The 20,166-nt window shown below is 46.9% G+C and carries 17 protein-coding genes; 16 read left to right on the top strand and 1 reads right to left on the bottom strand.

Annotated features, from left to right (window positions below):
* From lpxD to ACQY3H_RS04650, 5 genes are read left to right on the top strand one after another with little or no spacing between them, the layout of a single operon-like run.
* Positions 1–1,074: a UDP-3-O-(3-hydroxymyristoyl)glucosamine N-acyltransferase gene (gene lpxD, locus ACQY3H_RS04670; RefSeq protein WP_428075353.1), complete on the top strand. Its 1,074-nt coding sequence runs from the start codon at positions 1–3 to the stop codon at positions 1,072–1,074.
* Positions 1,075–1,076: 2 nt separating this feature from the next.
* On the top strand, positions 1,077–1,907 hold the full coding sequence (gene lpxC, locus ACQY3H_RS04665; protein WP_428075351.1) for a UDP-3-O-acyl-N-acetylglucosamine deacetylase: 831 nt from the start codon (positions 1,077–1,079) through the stop codon (positions 1,905–1,907).
* Positions 1,901–2,389: a 3-hydroxyacyl-ACP dehydratase FabZ gene (fabZ, locus tag ACQY3H_RS04660; RefSeq protein WP_428075349.1), complete on the top strand. Its 489-nt coding sequence runs from the start codon at positions 1,901–1,903 to the stop codon at positions 2,387–2,389. The genes lpxC and fabZ overlap by 7 nt, the downstream gene beginning before the upstream one ends.
* Positions 2,382–3,185, top strand: a complete 804-nt coding sequence (gene lpxA / locus ACQY3H_RS04655) for an acyl-ACP--UDP-N-acetylglucosamine O-acyltransferase (RefSeq protein WP_428075347.1) — start codon at positions 2,382–2,384, stop codon at positions 3,183–3,185. Before fabZ ends, lpxA begins: the two co-directional genes overlap by 8 nt.
* Positions 3,172–3,996, top strand: coding sequence for an LpxI family protein (locus ACQY3H_RS04650; RefSeq protein WP_428075345.1), 825 nt, complete (start codon positions 3,172–3,174; stop codon positions 3,994–3,996). The genes lpxA and ACQY3H_RS04650 overlap by 14 nt, the downstream gene beginning before the upstream one ends.
* Positions 3,997–4,058: 62 nt before the next feature.
* Here ACQY3H_RS04650 and ACQY3H_RS04645 read toward each other — a convergent pair whose 3' ends face one another.
* Positions 4,059–4,541 carry a type IV pilin protein gene (locus tag ACQY3H_RS04645; protein WP_428075342.1) on the bottom strand — a complete coding sequence of 161 codons (483 nt, stop codon included), beginning with the start codon at positions 4,539–4,541 and terminating at the stop codon, positions 4,059–4,061.
* Between the two features lie 220 nt (positions 4,542–4,761).
* Between ACQY3H_RS04645 and tpiA the strand changes: the two genes are divergently transcribed.
* From tpiA to lptC, 11 genes are read left to right on the top strand one after another with little or no spacing between them, the layout of a single operon-like run.
* A complete protein-coding gene (gene tpiA / locus ACQY3H_RS04640; RefSeq protein ID WP_428075340.1) occupies positions 4,762–5,517 on the top strand; it encodes a triose-phosphate isomerase in 756 nt (251 codons plus the stop codon).
* Between the two features lies 1 nt (position 5,518).
* Entirely contained in the window at positions 5,519–6,163 is a 645-nt protein-coding gene (gene deoC, locus ACQY3H_RS04635) for a deoxyribose-phosphate aldolase (RefSeq protein WP_428075338.1), read from the top strand.
* Complete coding sequence (locus ACQY3H_RS04630; RefSeq protein WP_428075336.1) at positions 6,160–9,480, top strand: DnaA ATPase domain-containing protein; 3,321 nt, start codon at positions 6,160–6,162, stop codon at positions 9,478–9,480. Before deoC ends, ACQY3H_RS04630 begins: the two co-directional genes overlap by 4 nt.
* A gap of 3 nt (positions 9,481–9,483) precedes the next feature.
* On the top strand, positions 9,484–9,933 hold the full coding sequence (locus ACQY3H_RS04625; RefSeq protein WP_428075334.1) for a hypothetical protein: 450 nt from the start codon (positions 9,484–9,486) through the stop codon (positions 9,931–9,933).
* Positions 9,930–11,039, top strand: a complete 1,110-nt coding sequence (locus ACQY3H_RS04620) for a hypothetical protein (protein WP_428075332.1) — start codon at positions 9,930–9,932, stop codon at positions 11,037–11,039. Before ACQY3H_RS04625 ends, ACQY3H_RS04620 begins: the two co-directional genes overlap by 4 nt.
* Before the next feature lie 2 nt (positions 11,040–11,041).
* Positions 11,042–12,580, top strand: a complete 1,539-nt coding sequence (locus ACQY3H_RS04615) for a YifB family Mg chelatase-like AAA ATPase (protein ID WP_428075330.1) — start codon at positions 11,042–11,044, stop codon at positions 12,578–12,580.
* Positions 12,577–13,713 (top strand): DNA-processing protein DprA, encoded by a 1,137-nt coding sequence (dprA, locus tag ACQY3H_RS04610; protein ID WP_428075328.1) that lies wholly within the window; start codon positions 12,577–12,579, stop codon positions 13,711–13,713. Before ACQY3H_RS04615 ends, dprA begins: the two co-directional genes overlap by 4 nt.
* Positions 13,714–13,728: 15 nt before the next feature.
* Complete coding sequence (gene topA / locus ACQY3H_RS04605) at positions 13,729–16,017, top strand: type I DNA topoisomerase (protein ID WP_428075326.1); 2,289 nt, start codon at positions 13,729–13,731, stop codon at positions 16,015–16,017.
* A 1-nt stretch (position 16,018) separates the two neighbouring features.
* Positions 16,019–16,906, top strand: a complete 888-nt coding sequence (xerA, locus tag ACQY3H_RS04600) for a site-specific tyrosine recombinase/integron integrase (protein WP_428075324.1) — start codon at positions 16,019–16,021, stop codon at positions 16,904–16,906.
* Positions 16,903–17,868 (top strand): ROK family protein, encoded by a 966-nt coding sequence (locus tag ACQY3H_RS04595; protein WP_428075322.1) that lies wholly within the window; start codon positions 16,903–16,905, stop codon positions 17,866–17,868. The genes xerA and ACQY3H_RS04595 overlap by 4 nt, the downstream gene beginning before the upstream one ends.
* Positions 17,869–20,061, top strand: a complete 2,193-nt coding sequence (lptC, locus tag ACQY3H_RS04590; protein ID WP_428075320.1) for an LPS export ABC transporter periplasmic protein LptC — start codon at positions 17,869–17,871, stop codon at positions 20,059–20,061.
* The last annotated feature ends 105 nt before the right edge of the window (positions 20,062–20,166 follow it).

Raw genomic sequence — 20,166 nt, 5'->3', positions numbered from 1 at the left:
ATGCAACTGACTATCACCGAAATTGCCAAAATTACTCAAACCCAGCCAAATAAAACTTCCGATACGGTAATTACCCGTTTATGCTCGTTGGAAGATGCACAAGAAGGCGGCATCTGTTATTTGACTTCGTTAGACAAATCCGATTTACTCAAAGACTTAAAAGCATCCGCCCTGATTGTGCCGCAACAGGCCCAAGATAAAGATCTTCCGTTTGCGGGAACGCTCTTATATGCACAAAACCCGGAGTGGTCATTTATTTTACTCATGAAATATATAGATGCTTTGCGCACCAAACATACTCCCGGCATCCACCCCACCGCCGTCATTAGCGATAAGGCCAAACTGGGGCAAAACGTATCCGTGGGAGCCTACACCGTTATTGAAGACGGCGTAACCGTGGGAGATAACACCGTTATTTTCCCCCAATGCTACATCGGCAAAGATGTCACTATCGGCAAAAACTGCTACATCTATCCGCAAGTAGTTATCCGCGAAGATTGTGTCTTAAAAGATTATGTAATTTTACAACCCGGCGCGCGTATCGGTGCGGACGGTTTCGGTTTTACCTTCCATGACGGGCGCCACCAAAAAATTCCACAAGTGGGCAATGTGGTACTCGGCAACGATGTGGAAATTCAAGCCAATGCTTGTATTGACCGCGCCAAAATCGCCAGCACTGTCATCGGCGATAACACGAAAATTGATAACTTGGTTCAAGTTGGGCACAATGTACACGTAGGGCAAAGCAGTATTTTCTGCTCGCAAGTGGGCATTGCCGGCACAACCGAAATCGGCAACGGTGTTATTTTAGCCGGGCAAGTAGGCTTGGCCGGACACATGAAAGTGGGCGACCGCGCCCAAATCGGTGCGCAATCGGGCGTGATGGGAGACGTCCCCGCCGGGCAAACGTATTTCGGCTTTCCGGCTATTCCGCAAAAAGAAGCCTTCCGCCAAATGGCCGTTGTGGCCAAATTGCCGGAAATCTATAAAGAATTTAAGCAACTTAAAAAGCAACTCCAAGAAACGCAACAACTGTCTTTCTGGGGCAAACTTAAAAAACTGATAGGACGTTAATTATGCGAAAAACATTAGCACAAACAACCGTTATCAAAGGCATCGGCTTACATACGGGCGCGCCGGCGGTTATGACGTTCAAACCCGCCGAAAACGGTATCACTTTCTTACGCACCGATATCGCCGGAGCAAAACCGATTATAGCCGATGTTTTCCACGTCGGTTCCACGCTGCGCGGTACTAATTTGAAAAACGACACGGCCGAAGTCTGCACGGTGGAACATGTACTGTCTGCCTTGCATGCACTCGGTATTACCGATGTATGCGTGGAAATGGACGGCCCGGAACCACCGGTTACCGATGGCGCCAGTGACGTCTATGCGGACGCTTTCTTGCAAGCGGGTTTGCGTGAATTATCTGCCGAACAACCGCTTTTAGATATCAAACGCACTATCACATACACCAGCGGCAACATTTCGTACAGTGCTACTCCGGCTGATAAACTTACTTTTACATTCGTGTATGAACATAAACATCCGCTTGTTTCGCATTTAGAATACACCTTGGAATTTACACCGGAAAATTACATGAATGAAATTGCCCGTGCGCGCACCTTCGGGTTTGAAGAAGAATTGGAATTCTTAAAGGCCCATGGGTTAGCCAAAGGCGGTAATTTAGAAAATGCCGTCATTATCGGCAAAGACCGTTTCCTAAACGAACGGCGCTATCCCGATGAAATGGTACGTCATAAACTGTTAGATTTAATCGGCGATATCAGTTTAACCAAGCACAAACTCCCCCCGCTTACGATTGTTTGCCGCGGCGGCGGGCACAAACACAACGTAATTTTTGCTAAAATTTTACTGGCGAATAAAGAGGAAAAAGGATGGTAAAAACAACTTCGTTAAAACATTTTTTGACGCTTCCTGTTCAAACTGTTTATAGTTTAGAGGATATCAAGGCCAACATTCCGCATCGCGAGCCGTTTTTACTGGTGGACGAAATACGGGTATTGGAAAAGCGCAAAAAATACATCGGCGTACATCAAGTACGTGCCGATGAGTTCTATTTCAAAGGGCACTTTCCGGGCCATCCGGTTATGCCGGGAGTGTTGGTAGTGGAAAGTATGTCGCAAACGCTCGGCGGGGCTTTAATGCCCGAAGTAATACAAGAAGGTCGTTCCTTACCGCTCTTTTTGAGTATAGAACAAGCCAAATTTCGCGGGATGGTTTGTCCCGGCGATACATTAGAAATGCCCATTGAAATTTTACGCTTGGGCCGTATTTCCAAAATTTACGGTGAAGCGTACGTCAACGGTAAATTGTGCACGCAAGCCACACTTAATTTTATTGTAGGAGATTCCCCCCATGACTAAAAATATTCACCCCACCGCAGTTATTGATCCTTCCGCCCAAATTGACCCCTCTACGGTCATCGGGCCTTACACCGTTATCGGGCCGGACGTTGTTATCGGTAAAAACAATCACATCGGACCGCATTGTGTAATAGAAAATACCACCATGGGCGACAATAATGAACTGATTGCCAGTTCGTTTATCGGTGTCAAACCGCAAGATTTATCCTATAAAGACGAACATACCCGCGTGGTATTGGGCAATGGTAACAAAATCCGCGAGTGTGTAACTATTCACCGCTCCACCGATGTCAATGTACCGACCACAGTCGGCAATAACTGCCTGTTAATGGCCAACTCACATATTGCGCACGATTGTCATTTAGGTAACAACATCATTATTGCCAATAGTACCGCCGTTGCGGGACATATTACCATTGAAGACCGCGCGGTCATTTCGGGCTTAATCGGTATCCACCAATTTTCTCGTATCGGCACAATGGCTATGTTATCGGGCGGCACCATGGTGCACCAAGATGTTCCGCCTTATTGTATTGCCCAAGGGGCACGCGCGCGCTTAATCGGGATTAACTTAGTAGGCTTGCGCCGAAACGGATTATCCAAAGAAGCCATTTTAGAAATTCGCCGCGCTTATAAAGCCTTATTCAGAAGCGGTAAATTACTCGGTGAAGCCTTGGCCGAGTTGGAAGCCACCCACCCGTGCCCGGAAGTGCAACATATGATTGATTTTTGCAAAAATTCCAAACGCGGTGTAATTGCCGCTAAACGCAGCATGAGAGAACATGACGACGAATAAAATAGGACTCATCGCCGGCGAAGGGAAAATGCCCGTTTATATCGCCCGCAAAGCCGCCGCCAAAGGATATGAAGTGGTGGTAGCGGGCATTAAAGGCAATGCCTTTGCCGAAGACTACTCCTGCGCAAGCGTTTTTCAAACCATGCGCATGGGGCAGTTGGGGGCGTGCATCCAATTTTTCAAGAAGAATGGCGTTTCGCGCGTGATTATGGCAGGACGCGTGCAACATACCTCTATATTTTCTAATATCGTACCGGACCTACGCGGCGCGAAATTTTTAGCCACCTTAAAAACTATGCAGACTAAAAATATTCTCTCGCGGCTGATTGATGAGTTCAAAAAAGACGGTATTGAATTTGCCAGTTCCGCTTCGTTTTTGGAAGATTTCTTACCGGAAAAAGGCGTTTTATCCAAACGACAACCTACCGAAGAAGAACAAAAAGCCATTGATTTCGGATTTCAAACCGCTAAACAAATTGCGGGGATGGACATTGGTCTTACGTGCGTAGTCAGCCAAAGTGCGGTCATTGCCGTAGAAGGGATGGAAGGGACTGACCGCTGCATCCGCCGCGCCGGGGAACTGGTCAAAGAAGGAGCGGAGAAAAAAGCCGCCGTAGCGGTAGTGAAAGTGGCCCGCCCGAATCAAGACAACCGCTACGATTTACCCGTTATCGGCAAGGGCACCATTGAAAGCGTCGTGCAAGCGGGCTTTAGCGTGCTTGCCTTTGAAGCCGGGAAAACTTTAGTGATGGACTTGGAAGAAGTAGTAGCATTAGCCGACAAACATAAAATCTGTTTGTGCGCGGTGTAATAAGTTAACACAAATTGTAAAAATCCCCCGCTACTTGCTGTATAAGCAAAGGCAGGGATATTTTAGTATATTTGATACCGTATATAACTTCCATCGTCTCCATTTGGTAAAACCGACCCATAACTTTTACAAACCTTTTCGTACATGGTGTTTTTAGGCACATAACAATAAGTCATTCCTGCCCATTCCGGTTTATCACTGCGGTGGTCAAAACTGGTTACAATATCCATCAATAATGTACTCCCTTGATACATATTTGCATGAACAGTTCCAGCACTCACACCCGTAGCAATTAATTCCAATGTCCACCCGGAAGGCAAACCGCCTTCTACCGCTATTTCTTCCATATCCGCCGTATAGGTACCATTGGCTAAATAATACACTTCCTCGGCATTTTTCACTGTTTTCATATAGGAAAGCACTTGCGCCACCCTACTTTTGAGCACTGCCTTATTGTATTGTGGCAACGCCACCGCCGCCAAAATGCCGATAATAAGTACAACGACCAATAATTCAATAAGCGTAAAAGCCCGATTGTTTTCCATAGTTATCTCCTTTTTTGTTTCCTTGCTTTATTTTATAAAATCTAGCAAAAAAAACAAATCAAGTTTTTCCTTGCAAGCAGACAAAAAAACTAAAAATTTTTATCCATAACCTAAATTTAACTTTTCTTTTTGCCCTATTTTATGATAGTATTTAATGGAAGGAGTCTCGCCCCAACAAGCGAGAGGCCATTACTTTATATATTACAGAGGAATTTTAATTATGACACAACGAACTCCCATCATTGCCGGAAACTGGAAGATGCACAATACTATTACCGAAGCCGCCGCGCTTGTTACCGCGCTTACCAAAGCCGGAAATAAAAACCATGCGGAAATTATCGTCGCTCCGTCTTATACATCGTTACACATTGTTACCCGTCTTACCAAAGACAGCGAAATTCAAGTAGCCGCGCAAGATGTACACTGGGAAGATAAAGGTGCTTTTACGTCTGCCGTTTCCCCTATCCAAGCCAAAGATGCAGGTGCCACTCTTACCTTAATCGGTCACAGCGAACGCCGCAGTGTGTTCGGCGATACCGATGAAATTTTAAATAAAAAAGTAGCCGCCGCCATGCGCCACGGATTAAAAGTAATTTTCTGCGTCGGTGAAACCTTGCAAGAACGCGAAGCCGGAAAAACCATGCAAGTGATTGAAGGCCAACTTAAAAACGGACTTGCCAATTTCACCGAAGAACAATTAAACGGCATTATTATTGCGTATGAACCCGTATGGGCCATCGGCACCGGCAAAACCGCCACGCCCGAACAAGCGCAAGAAGTGCATGCGGCTATCCGCGCGTATTTAGCCAAAACGTATAGCGATAAATTCGCCCAAGCCACCCGCATTTTGTACGGCGGCAGCGTCAAAGATACGAACGTAGATGAAATTATGGCTAAACCCGATGTGGACGGTGCGCTCGTTGGCGGCCAATCGCTTATTGCGGAAAAATTCGCGCGTATTATTAACTTTAACTAATATGACCGTCGCCCAACACATTGACCATACGCTCTTAAAGTCTGCCGCCACGCGGTCAGATATTCGCCGCTTGTGTGAAGAAGCCAAACAGTACGGCTTTTGCAGCGTATGTGTCAATCCGTTTTGGGTGTCTTACGCCAAAGAATTACTCGGCGGCAGCCCTGTTAAGGTATGCACCGTTATCGGTTTTCCGCTCGGAGCAAACACAACTGCCGTCAAAGCCTATGAAACGGCGGAAGCCGTCAAAAACGGCGCAGACGAAATTGACATGGTAATTAACATCGGTGCGTTGCGGGCCAAAGAATATGAGATAGTGTTGGCCGATATACAAGCCGTACGCCAAGCGTGTGCGGGCAAAGTGCTTAAAGTGATTTTGGAAACATCGCAACTGACAGATGAAGAAAAAATCAAAGCCTGCGAACTGGCCACCAAAGCCCAAGCCGATTTTGTCAAAACGTCCACCGGATTTGTAGGGGGCGGAGCCACCGTTAACGATGTGGCACTCATGCGTAAATCTATTGCGCCGACCATGCAGGTAAAGGCTTCGGGCGGAGTACGTACACGCGCCGATTACGACGCGATGACCGCCGCCGGAGCGACTCGCATCGGGGCCAGTAGCGGTATTGCAATTGTAGAGGGAAAATGATTACGAATTGGGATATTATTTCGCAAAGCAACTCCATCGGAAACGCATTTACACTTGTAATAGACGGAACCGAGCAAGACGTCCGTTTAATTGCGCGTAAATTAGCCGGCTATGTGCAAACGCCCAAAGCCGCCCAAGCGCCGTTTACCTATGCTTTCGGTTTGCCATCTAATTTAGATGAAACTACCTTAGAAAAAATTCGTACCGCTGTGCGGGAAGTAGTTGCCCAATCAGGTAAAATCAATGAATTTGCCGCCGGAGGAAATCTGGGCAGCCCGCTATTTAACGGGCAAACAAACGACTCTGCCGCTAAAGAAAACACACCGCAAGTGGACATTAACCCGCAAGACAGTTTTTTAAGCAGTAATAATACCCCCACCGATTCCGGGGCCGCCTCTTTGGAAGAAGTGTTCCAAGACAAAGATGCCCCCCAGGAAGAAGAACAAGCCGATTCCAACGATTTGCCTTTTAGCGATAAAGATATGTTGATTAAAGATATGGAAGATACGCTACTTGGCAAAATGCCGTTACAGGATATTTTCTCGGCAGAGACCAAATACGATATGTTTTTGGATGTCAATAAGATTAAGGCCGACAAATCATCACAAACGGCTCGCGATAAAAAACTGGATCAAGCAGAAAATGCTTCCGGTGCGGGAAACGGATTTAATATCTTTGACCAAAAAATCAAAGACCAAACCAGCATTTTAGATTTAGACCAACTCAACGCTATGGCGGAAACATTACCCGAACAAAACGCCGTAGAACAAGAAGTATTAAAAACATCTTCGTTACTCAAAGATTTATCCGTACAAAGCATCCAACCGGATACGGAAGAAACTATCCGCGTAGATGCCATTACGCATGTGCCTTGCCCGGTACCGGAAGAAATGAAATTAGAAAATACGGTCCCGCCGGCGGAACTCGTCACCCAAAACGGTCAGGACAATCTGCCCGATATTACACCGCATACAGAAGACTCGGATGCTTCAAGCCGTGAAGTGGAATCTTTGGAAAAAACCTTCAATTTAGAGGCGACTATCAGCACCGAAGTCATGCGTTCCCAGTTTGCCAAATCGCAACATACGGAAAAAGAATTGACACCGCAAACACCGGACGTACCGGAAAACATGGATACGCTGACCGAAGAAAATTCGCAAAATCCCATGTATGAAGTTTCTACTATTTCCACCCAAGAAGATGACGACGAAGAATCGGAAGAAGTTTCTGTTGATACCAAAGATATGACGCGCATTGATATCCCGGACGATTTAGATGTTACGCCACAACCGATACTTGAACCGCAACCGGCTGAACAAAAGGCACCCGCTGCGGCACCCAAAGCGCAAAAACCGGAAATATCCATGCCGGAAATTCCTATTCTCGCCCCCAAAAAGGCCGCCCAAGTCGGCACTTCGGAAATCACACCGGACATTGAACCGATCACCGAGCCAAAAATAACCGAACAAAAACCGGCCGTATCGGATCAAAAGGCCCCATCGGGAAAAACAATTTTACACCTGCGGACGCCACAGCAACCGCCCGCTACTCCAACACAGGATGCTCCTATTGCGGAACAACCTGAATCTATTGTTACTCCGGCACCCGTTGCTGTGCCGCAACCTGAAGAAGAACCCTTAAAAACGGCACCGTCAGGTAAAACTATTTTACGTCTGCGAGAGCAAACACCATCTGCCGAACCGGTTGCCCCGGCTCCGACTACACCGAGGACTCCTATTATGCCTAAAAAAATTGTTATTCCGTCAGTTACTCCACCTGCTGCACCCAAACCCGTTGCGCCGAGTGCGCCGGTTCCTCCGCCACCCGCGGTTCAACCGCCCCAAGCACCGGTAGCGCCTGCAGCCCCGGTGGCACCGACGGCTCCAATAGCCCCGGCAGAGATGACAACGCCTCCGGCTCCGCCAGCCATACCGGCAGTTGAGCAACCCGCTGCCCCTATACCGGCACCGGCTATGCCTTCTTTGCAACAATCTTCCATGCCGGAAATGCCGAGCGCATCCGCCACTCCGGCTCCCCAAATCCCGGAAGAAAATGATCCTATGGAAAAAACAAAAACAATTGACTATTCCATTGAATTACCTCTTTCGGAACTCAAAAAACACAATTGGCCGTTGGAAGTGCCGTTACTTCCGACATATACCTTGGAAAATTTGGTATTGTCCGTCAACCGTTTTGCACACGCTACCGCTATTTCCGTATTGGATAATCCGGGCAAAATGTATAACCCGCTTGTGTTCCACGGAACAACAGGGACCGGTAAAACCCACTTCTTAAACGCGATGGCGTATGGGTTCTCTAAGAAATTCGGGCAAGAAAATATTTTCATGACCAACGGGGTGCGTTTATCCCGCGGTATCCAACGCTATGCGCTGGAAGGCAACATGGAAAAATTTGAAAAATTTATGGACACCGTCAAAGTGCTTTTGATTGACGATATCCACTTGCTTGCTATTAACGAACAAAACCGCGCCCACATTTCAAAATTACTTAATAAATTTTTGAAAGAACAAAAACAAATTGTGGTAACGTCTAAATATCCGCCGGAAAGTTTAGGCAAATTGGAAGATTTAATCCAATTCCATTTAGACTCCGGTTGGATCTCCGAACTCAAGGCAGCCAGCGGGCATTCTCATTTCAAAATCGTTAAAACAATGCTCATGGGAAACGGCGTAGATTTAACCGATGCCCAAATTTCCCAATTCTTTAACGATACACACATGACGCTTAGTGCCATCAAACGCAGTATTCACCGGCTGAAAGTGTTGGAAAATTTAATTTTCCCACACATAGACGAATCCCAACGCTCCCAAGCGGATATGTTGGAAAAATTACTTGCTACGACCGGAGAAGACCCCAACAGCGAATTATTAACCAAAGAACCTGCCTCTATTTCCTCTATCAGCACCGTAGGAAACGGCGAATGGGGACGCATCGGTTTCTTCTACCCGAGCAATAATTCCAGCGCGATGAACTGGATGGTTTATGCCTTGGAACAACGCGCCAAAGAATTAGGTATTAGCGGTGGGTTTGATATTGCGGTACGCTCGTCATACTCTACTGAAAATATCATTTCGTCGGCCTTTAAAATTGCCAACTTGTGTGATAACAAAAAATTACACGGAGCCGTGATTTTAGGGCCCGCCTTAAACGTATGCGAACCGTCTGTGCGCGAAAACTTCTATGATATTTTAACGCATATGTTGGAAATTATGCTTATCCGCTGCGGTGTTATCAATACCGAAGCCATGCGTTTGCCTAGCACGTATGTAAAGGTAATCGCCGAATTGTTGAGATAATTTATGAAAAAAATATTCTGTCTGTTCGTATCCTTAATTTGTTTGGGAGCCTGCTCTTCCGGCTTAAAAACAGCCGTCAAAGACGGAAAAATTGCCCCGTCTTTCAATGATATGTTACTAACGAACGATTATTTGTGGGTTCGCGGCTTGGGTGCGGTTAATCCCGCCCACACCAGCGATTCACAACGCCGCATCATGAGTCGTGAAGCAGCCATTGCGCATGCCTACCAACGTGCTACCGAAATTTTGTACGGGGCCCAATTAGATAGCCACGTGCAAGTAGTAGATGCCGTTTCCGTTGGCAGTACCGTGGAAACATCCGCACAAGGGCTTATTCAACACATGGAACTCATTTCCACCGAATATTTAGACGATGGCGGATGCAGTGTAATTATGCGGGTAAACCGCGCCGCGCTTAAACAAGCCGGAATTGAGCCGGAGCAAAAGAAATGAAAAAACAACTGGCTTTTGTATTAACTGTTCTACTTACTTTAACCGCCTGCAGTGCTTGGCGTATCGGCCCGAAAGGCGAAGGCGAATATGTTATCGCCGAATCATTAGTACCGTATGATGAAAACAACTTGCGGCAAATGAAAAAAGACGGTATTTTAGCCGCCCAAAAAGCCGCCGTAGAAAAAGTAGCGGGGGTATTTATTTCTTCGGCTACTACCGTTGATCAAGCCCAAATCGTAGAAGATAAAATCACCTCTAAATCGGCCGGGTTTATTCGGCACAGCCACGTACAAAAGGCCTATCGCAAAGGCGATGAGTATTACACTAAACTCAAAGCCATGGTGTTAGTCAAAGACATTGGCGACATCATCAAACAATCGGAAGCCGATTCCTTCGCTAAAAAAACGACCATTATCGTGGCTTCACACGAAACAGTAGGTGAGGAAGTTTCCCTGCGCCAAGATTGCAAACAAGCCATTTACCGCGCCTTAAAAGCGCAACCGTTTGCATTGGTCAATGGGGATAATTTAAGCCAAAATAATATAGACAACCCCAACCCGACTATTGATAAAGCCCGCACGGAAGGCGCCCGCTTTTTAATTGTTGCCGACACGGCTACCAATCCGTTGGAAAATTTAGCCACCGCTACGGTCTCTCCGTTCAAAACGTACCGTGCGCGCGCTAATATTCGTGTGTATGCGACTAACAATTATGCCGTCGTAGCAGAAGGAGCGCAACAGCAAAGCGGTTTGGATCCGTTGCCGGAAATTGCGGCCCAAAAATCTATTTCCGCTGCGTGTGAAAATGCCGCCAAACAACTCATTGAACCTGTCAATGCCGCTATCAATTCCGCCAAAGTTTTTCACTTAACCGTTAAAGATGTCAAAACGATTGAACGGCTTAAACAACTGCAAGATATCTTGAAAGAATTGCGTGAAATTGAAGATTTCAATTTGGTACGCTATGCTAACTCCAGCGCCCAATTTGATATATCGGCCAACACCTCCACATCGGAAGAATTGACCGCTAAAATTATTCGCAAATACAATACAAATTTTACGGTAGTTTCAACTACTCCGTCCGGCATTGTGTTGAGTTTTAACTAATTATGTTAGCCAATATCCGTACAGGAGCCATTAAAGGGATAGAAGGGTTTGAAGTCTCGGTAGAAGTTGATATTGCGCCGGGGCTTCCTTCGCTTTCCGTGGTGGGATTGCCGGATATTGAAGTGCGAGAAAGTAAAGACCGCGTAACCGCTGCCGTACGTAATAGCGGTTTTGATTTTCCATCCAAACGCATTACCGTTAATTTAGGGCCGGCCGAACTACGCAAAAGCGGCACCCATTTTGACTTGCCGATTGCGCTGGGCATATTGGCCGCCAGCGACCAACTCTCTGCTAACGCTACCCAAAAATTATCCCGATTTTTAGTCCTTGGGGAACTGGCACTGGATGGCTCGTTGCGCCCTTGCGCGGGCGTACTGCCCATGTTGATTTCATGCAAGAAACTCAACAAAACAGCCGTTATCCCCCCGCAAAATGTATTAGAAGGGCAAGTGTCAGCCGCCCCGTTCATTACGCCGCACACACTGCGGGAACTGGTAGATTATTTGGAAGAGCGCATAGATGAAACGGCTGTTAAAATCCAATTTATTCCGCAGGAAGAAACAGCCCCGCAAACGGAATTAGATTTTTCGGATGTTAAAGGCCAAGCATTAGCCAAACGTGCCTTAGAAATTGCCGCTGCCGGCGGACATAATGTGCTGATGATCGGGTTGCCCGGTACGGGTAAAAGCATGCTTGCCAAACGTTTCCCCGGTATTTTGCCTCCCCTTACGCAAGAAGAAGCGTTAGAGATTACCAAAATTTATTCTATTTGCAACTTGATGGGCAAAAGCAAACTCCTAACGCAACGTCCGTTTCGCGATCCGCACCATACCATTTCCGATGTGGCTTTAATCGGCGGCGGTTCTAATCCGCGCCCGGGCGAAGTGTCGCTGGCGCATAACGGAGTGTTGTTTTTAGACGAATTTGCCGAATTTTCCCGTTCGTCGCTGGAAGTATTGCGCGAGCCGTTGGAAAACGGACAAGTAACCATTTCTCGCGCGAAAGAAACCGTTTCGTATCCGGCACGTTTTACGCTGGTAGCGGCCATGAACCCGTGTCCGTGCGGCAATTTAGGAAACCCCTTAAAGCCGTGCACGTGTACGCCCATGCAAATCAACCGTTACAAATCGCGCATTTCGGGCCCGTTGTTGGACCGCATTGATTTAACCGTTAATTTGAACCCCGTAAAATATACCGATTGGAACAAACACAGCGAAGGCGAAACATCCGCCCAAATCCGCGAGCGCGTATTAAAAGCGCGGGAAATTCAGCGCAAGCGTTTTGCCGGCACAACCACTACCGCAAATGCCTTCATGACTCCCGCACAACTCAAGGCATTTTGTCCGCTACCGCCGGGGGCGGATACTATTTTAGAAGCCGCCATGCGCAAATTCGGTTTAAGCGCACGCAGTTTAGATAAAATTTTGAAAACAGCCCGCACCATTGCCGATTTGGAAGGCAGCGAAAATATTGAAACCAAACATTTAATAGAAGTGATGCAATACCGCCCGTTAGACCGCAAAGGAGTGGCTGACGTATGAACCCATCCATTTCATCTGCGGAACGCTTAGCGCGTATCCAATTAAATGCCTTTTTATATTTACGGGCCGACTGGTTGGAACGGCTGATTGAAATTTTCGGCTCCGCGCAAGAAATTTTGCGTCAAGATGCCCAAACATTAGCCGCGCAAGCCAATTTGAACCCCGCTACTGCCGCTAAATTATTACAAGCGGCTTTTTCCGTTAACCCGCAAGAAGAATGGGATAAAACCGCCGCACTGGGCGGACATATTTATCTGCCGGAAGATGATGAATATCCGCAATCATTACGCAATTGTAAAGAAGCACCGCTAGCCATTTATGTACTAGGCAAATTGCCGCCGGAAGCGCACGCGTGCGCGGCACTGGTCGGCACGCGCAAAATTACACCTTACGGCCGCCGGGTAGCACGCAAACTTGGCGAAGAACTCGCCCAATGCGGGGTAACGGTTGTCAGTGGGCTTGCCCGCGGCATTGACAGCGAGTGCCACGCCGCCTGTGTGCGCCTTAAAAAACCGACTATTGCCGTAATCGGCACCGGTATCGGGCGGTGTTATCCGGCGGAAAACCGCGCCTTGGAAAAAGCGTTATTAGAACAGGGCGGTGCAGTTATTTCCGAACTTCCTTTTCACAGTCCGCCAAATGCATTTCACTTTCCGCGCCGAAACCGTATTATTGCGGCTTTATCGCAACCGGTCGTCGTTATTGAAGGCGAAGTAAAATCAGGCGCACTCATTACAGCTAAACTGGCGTTAGAAATGGGAAAAGACGTTTTAGCCGTCCCCGGCCCGATAGACAGCCCACAGTCGGGCGGGCCTAATATGCTCATTCGCCAAGGGGCGGGGGTTGTAACTTCCGTCGCAGATATACTAGACTATATACCACAAGAGTCCCGCTTTGGGTTAGACCCGCGGTTTTTTGAACGTGTGGAAGATACACCGGTAAAACCGCAGGAAACTTTGTCGCCGCGCGCCAAGCAAGTGATGGAAATTATCGGCACGGGCAGTTGCAGTTTAGACCAAGTAGCCGAAGCCCTACAAGCCGACGTGCCCGAAACGGCAGGACTGTTATTTGAACTGGAAGTACAAGGATTTTTATCTTGCGAAAACGGATTATACAGCAAGAGCAAATTTTAAGAAGGAAGTGAAATTATGGTAACTAATGTAAAAGGGAAAAAACTCGTTATTGTGGAGTCTCCCACCAAACAAAAAACAATCAGCAAAATTTTAGGAAGCGACTATATTGTACGCAGTTCATTCGGGCACGTGCGTGATTTGCCCGAACGTGATATGGGAGTAGATATTGATAATAATTTTACCCCCACCTACCGCCCGGTGGACCGCGCCAAACGGTTAATCGGCGAACTGACTGCCGTAGCCAAAAACGCGCCGGAAATTTACCTTGCTACCGACCCTGACCGCGAAGGGGAAGCCATCGCGTGGCATTTGGTGGAACTGTTAAAACTTCCCAAAGAACGTTATCAACGTATTTTCTTCCACGAAATTACGCCGGCAGCCATTAAAGAATCTTTTTCGCACGCACGTAAAATTGACGAAAATCTCGTCAATGCCCAACAAGCCCGCCGTATTTTAGACCGCATTGTAGGTTATAAATTGTCTCCGTTACTTTGGAAAAAAATTACCCGCGGTTTATCAGCGGGGCGTGTACAATCGGTGGCGGTGCGGTTACTGGCCGAACGTGCCAAAGAAATCGCCGATTTTAAAGAACAAGAATATTGGACAATCGGTGCCCAATTTGAAAAACCGCAAACCGCCCCTAAATTCTGGGCGCGTGTAACGAAATGGCAAGGCAAAAACGTGGAACAAACGACCACCTATCACCTATTTGCCGAAGATTACAAAGTTAAAAATACCGTCTTTGACAGCGAAGCCAAATTAGCCCCGATTAACGAACTGTTACGCAAAGGCCCTAATACCGTTGTTAAGGTAGAAAAAAAGGAAGTCAAACAAAAACCAAAACCGCCTTTTATTACCAGTTCCATGCAACAAGATGCGTATAACAAATTAGGGTTCTCATCTCAAAAAACCATGATGACTGCCCAAACGCTCTATGAAGGTATTGAAGTGGAAGGGCAAACCATCGGGTTAATTACGTATATGCGTACGGACTCGTTTAACGTGTCTAAACTGTTGCAAGAACAAACGAAAAAATTTATCGGCGAGAAATACGGCCCGCAATTTGTTCCGGCCAAACAACCCGTCTACAAAAGTAAAGTGATGGGCGCACAAGAAGCACACGAATCTATTCACCCGACCGACGTACGCCGCACGCCGCAAAACATGAAACCGTTTTTGACGGCCGACCAATACAAACTCTACGAACTGATTTGGTTACGTTTTGTGGCCAGCCAAATGGCCGATGCCGTGTTCAATACTGTAGCCATTGATATTGCCGCCGGGGATGAAAAAACCTGTTTGTTACGTGCTAACGGACGGACGGTTAAATTCCCGGGTTATTTATCTATCTACAAAGATCAAGACGAAGAAGAAAATAACGAAGACAGCCAAAGCGCGTTGCTTCCGGCGTTGGAAGAAGGCGACCAACTGACCGTATTGGATATCAATTCCAAAGCGCACAAAACAACTCCGCCGCCGTGCTACAACGAAGCAAGTTTGATTAAAACACTTGAAAAACACGGGATCGGTCGTCCGTCCACTTACGCGCCCACCATCAAAACGATTTTGGACCGCAAATATATCGCCCGCCAACCCAAAACGAGTAAATTAGTGGCTACCGATTTGGGCATTACGGTAACGGAAAGTTTGAAAGGATTTTTCAAAGAAATTATGGACTTATCCTACACCGCAGGCGTGGAAGAAAAATTAGACCAAGTGGCCGAAGGCGCCCAACAATGGGTGGCCTTATTGTCCGATTTCTACACTAATTTCAAACGCGAATTAGAAGAAGCCGACAAAGGCATGCAACGTCCCGCCGCCCAACAAACGGAAGAAAAATGCCCTGTCTGCGGTAAGTTTATGCTTAAAAAACGCAGCCGCTTCGGGGAATATCTTGTCTGCAGTGATGAGACGTGCAAAGGCAAAATCAACCTCTCCAGTTCCGGCGAAAAAGTCGCTCCCGAACAAACAAACGAAGTGTGTGACAAATGCGGCGCCCCGATGGTGCTTCGCACCGGACGGCGCGGGAAATTTTTAGCCTGCTCGGCTTATCCTAAATGCAAAAACACCTACTCGGTGGACGCCAACGGAAACAAAGTGGCCTCTACGGGCCCGATAGTCACCGACCGCAAGTGCGAAAAATGCGGGAAGCCGTTTGTGTTGCGCTCGTCAAAACGCGGGGAATTTTTGGGCTGTTCCGGATATCCTAAATGCAAAACAATTGTGCAAGTAACGCCGGAAGAAATTGCCCAAATCAAAGCCGCGCACGAAGCCAAACAAAAAGCCAATTCAGCGGAGAAATAACGTGGAAGAATGGGTGTATGCGTTTTTGCTACATTTGCAAAATAAAAACTTCTCGCCGTTAACGATTAAAAGTTACCGGGCCGATTTAGAGGAGTTTTTGGACTTTTGCAACAAACGGCAACTAACCGATATTAAAGAATTTACATCGGCCAATATCCGTTCGTTTTTAGCTGCGCTGCAAACCCAACATAATCCGGCCCGTAATACTATTTTACGCAAGATTGCATCCTTACGCAGTTTTGCGGCCTATTTACTGGACCAAGGGGAACTGGCGCAAAATCCTTTTAAGTTACTCCCCGCTCCCAAACGTCAAAAATTATTACCGAAATTTTTAACCGAATCGGAAACCGAACAACTCTTAGATACCGCCGCCCATACCAAAATGGCCCCGCGAGATCGGGCGTTATTTGAACTGATGTATTCCAGCGGACTACGCCGAAGTGAAGTAACAAACTTAAAAATTGCAGATGTAGATTTTTTTAACGGCATTGTTAAAGTGTTCGGGAAAGGCTCCAAGGAGCGGCTTGTTCCCGTTACGGATACTGCCCTTGCCGCCTTAAAAGATTATTTGGCAAGCCGCCCCAACCCCCAACCGCAAGAGGCACTTTTCTTAAACCATAACGGCAAACCCTTAACGGGTGACGGACTTGCTTATATTTTCAAAAATACCGCTATTAGCGCGCATTTGGTACGCAAAGTAACTCCCCACAGTTTACGTCACTCGTTTGCAACACACTTACTTAACAACGGGTGCGATTTACGCAGTTTGCAAGAAATGCTAGGTCATAAAAGTTTAGCCGCTACGCAAGTGTATACGCACGTTTCGGTGGAGCGGTTAAAAAGCGTATATCAAAACGCTCATCCCAAAGGGAAGGAGAATTCACTATGATTGGCGTAGGTGTTGATATCGGCGGAACATTTGTTAAATTTTTCGTACTCAATGAAAAAGGTGAAATTTTACGCACCGAAAAAATAGAGACCGATTATGCCCGCGGGGCGAAAGGATTTATAGATCAAGTTGCCACATATATCAACCGTTTCAAACAAGAATATGCCCCCGAACCGTTAGCGGTAGCCGTCGGCGCACCGGGTGATGTGGATAACCAAAAAGGAATTTTACGCTACAACCCCAATTTAAAATTTACCGATGTGGACGATTGGCCGATTGCCCAACAACTACAGGAAAAAACAGGTATTTTACCGCGTGTGGTCAACGACGCCACATTAGCCGCATGGGGTGTGTATGAAACCGATTTGCACCGCCAAGGCACCAATGTATTAGTTGTTACATTAGGCACCGGTGTCGGCGGCGGGCTTATTCTTAACCGCGAACTTTACCAAGGCTCCAACGGCACCGCGGGCGAAATCGGTCATATGAAAATTGAGGACACCGCTACCGGCCCGTTGTGTGGCTGTGGCTCTCACGGCTGTTTAGAAGCCTTTGTGGGCACTATCGGTATTAAACGCCGCGTACATCAAGCCGTTGAAAAGCACCCGCAAAGCGAACTGGCACGATTAGTCGGCACGTCAGACGATTTTAAGATAGAACCCGTTTTTCGGGCGGCTCAAAACGGTTGCCCTGTCGCCCGACAAATTTGGGAAGATACCGGCCGTTATTTAGGTGTAGGTATTGCCAATTTAGTATTAGTGTTAGATATAGATACCGTTGTACTTACCGGCGGCGTGTCGGGCGCGGCACCGTATTTTATGCCTGCACTCAAACACGTATTGGATGCTCAACCGTTCAAGACGCCGTTTCGTGCGTTAAAATTGCTCGTATCTAAAAACCCCAATATCGGAGGAGTAGGCGCGGCCTTATACGCTATTCACCACGCTAAAAATTTCCGTTAAATGATGCATAAGACTTTTTGGAAATCGTTTGCCTTGTTGTGTTGTTGCACCGCATTTGCCGCGGCGCAAGACCGCACGTTACCCGCGCCGGATAATGACGGTTTTATTTATTTCACCGCCGACAACGCTACCGTAGAACCTTATTCCAAAAAAGTTAATCTGACCGGAAACGTAACGATTATTCAAAAAACGCCCGACGGCAAAAAACGCACCGTTACGGGAGAAAATTTAACATACGACCAAGAAAACACCACTTTTACATCGGTCGGCCCCATTACTTTGGAAGACGGACAAGGCGGTGTTTTGCACGGCACCAACGTTACCGGTAACTACACCACCAAAGATTTCAAAGCCGAAAATTTAACCACCGAATATCCCCCCTTGCGCATTTTAGGGGCAAAGGAAATTTCATCCAAAAACGGCAAACAAAAATTGCGCCATGCCGAAGTAACCTGTTGCGATTGCGAAGATCCGCACTATACGCTTTCCGTCGGGAAGTTGACCGTTTCGCCGCAAAAGCGTGTGTTTGGCACCAACGCAGTTATGCGCGTAGATGGCGTGCCGATACTGTATTTACCTGTTTTTTGGCGGTCGTTAGATTCCCAAAAACCGTGGACGACGTATGTAGATTTTACCCAAAGCAATCACGTGGGGTTTGGGGTGTTGACTTCGTCCGTATTTAAGCCGATACTCGGCTTGCGCCCGATATTAAATTTAGATTATTACACCCAATCGGGTGTGGGAATCGGGGCGGGGCTTACGGCTGTTGAGTCGCCCACCTTGCGCGGTAGTGCGGAGTATTATTTTATTAACGACCAAAACGCGAAAGAACTGGAACTCTCCGACAAAAAACGCTGGGGGCTTAAAGGCGGTTACTGGTGGGAAATATACGATTCTTCCGATCATTTCAATAACGAATCCGGGGCCTTGTATCAATTACAAACGCAATTTCGCCAAGTGTCCGATCCGTATTTTAACGATTCATTCTTCCGCAGCAACCCCTATATCTTCATGCCCGACCAAGAAACCAACTTATCCGTGGCACGCCAAACACGTCGAACGACTTTGCGCGTATCGTACGAAGAAAAAGATATTTTCGCGTGGAACAAAAACGAATTTATGGCCGAAAAACGTGTGCTGCCGGAAATTAAATATATGATTTTGCCCGTCAACGATCCTTTGTTAAAATTATCGCACCGCTTTGAAGTAGATTTCAATAATACATCCAAATTGCAATACCAAAACGACCGCCCCAACGAAGAAGGCCCGTATCAGCGGCAAGGCCACGCGCGTTGGACGGCAGAAAAATCTTTTCGTTTAGGGTATTTTACGTTGATGCCCAGCGTATTTTACGATCAAAAAATTACGTTTGATGATACCCATTATAATGATAAAGATGCTTGGGTAGGCCGCGTGGGAACGGATGTTAATATGCAAACCCGCTCCTTACTGGGCAATACCGATTTCGGCTATCAATTCACCAAACGTCTGTCCACCGGTACCATTTCATCGGATAGTTTATCACCCGATAAAGGTATTGAACGCAACCACTTATACGTCAATCATTATTACCGCCCCACGTTGCACACACACGTTAAATTGGGAGCCGGGTTTAATTTGTCCGACTATACCTACGATTTAACCGATGGTTTCGGGCGAGAAATTACGTGGGAACATCTCAAAGAACGCATAGAGCCGTTCTTAGCGGAATGGGGCTACAACTCACCGGACGGAACTATCAATTTCTTTATTCAAGATCAATACGACTTAATCAAGAAGAATTTGAATTTTATTGCCCAATCTAACTTTAATATTAAAGGACAAATACTCGGCTTGGGCTTAAATAACTTTGCCGATTATACAGACCCCGGATCTCGCTATACCACCAATGCAGACCGCTATACCGTTACCACCACGCTTGGCTTGCGTCCGCCAAATCAAAAATGGAAATTAGATTTAGGGATAGATGCCTCGTTTTTCCGCGGAAGCGTAATTGGGTTTAACAAAATGGCTCGTCTTGTGCATGATTTTCACGATGCACGGCTGGATTTAACCGTCCGCCACCGCAACGACAACTTATCTTTTGCCCTACGCTTTACGATTTTGTGCGGTGCTAAAAACCGCAACAAAGCCCAACTGCCCGAAGATACCTATTGGTATCCGTGGCGACAAGAAGGCGATTTACGCGACTAGACATTCTCTAAAAAAACAGGCCCAAAAATGTAAAAAACCGGGGCCGGAATTATATATCTTGTAATTTTCCGGTTTTCTACTCCAAAATTACAAGGTTTTTTCGTT

This window comes from Candidatus Avelusimicrobium luingense (assembly GCF_902757105.1).
In the GTDB taxonomy this organism is placed as follows: Bacteria; Elusimicrobiota; Elusimicrobia; order Elusimicrobiales; family Elusimicrobiaceae; genus Avelusimicrobium; species Avelusimicrobium luingense.
The sequence above is the reverse complement of the archived record's forward strand: the minus strand, read 5'-3'. Positions and strand labels throughout refer to the sequence as shown.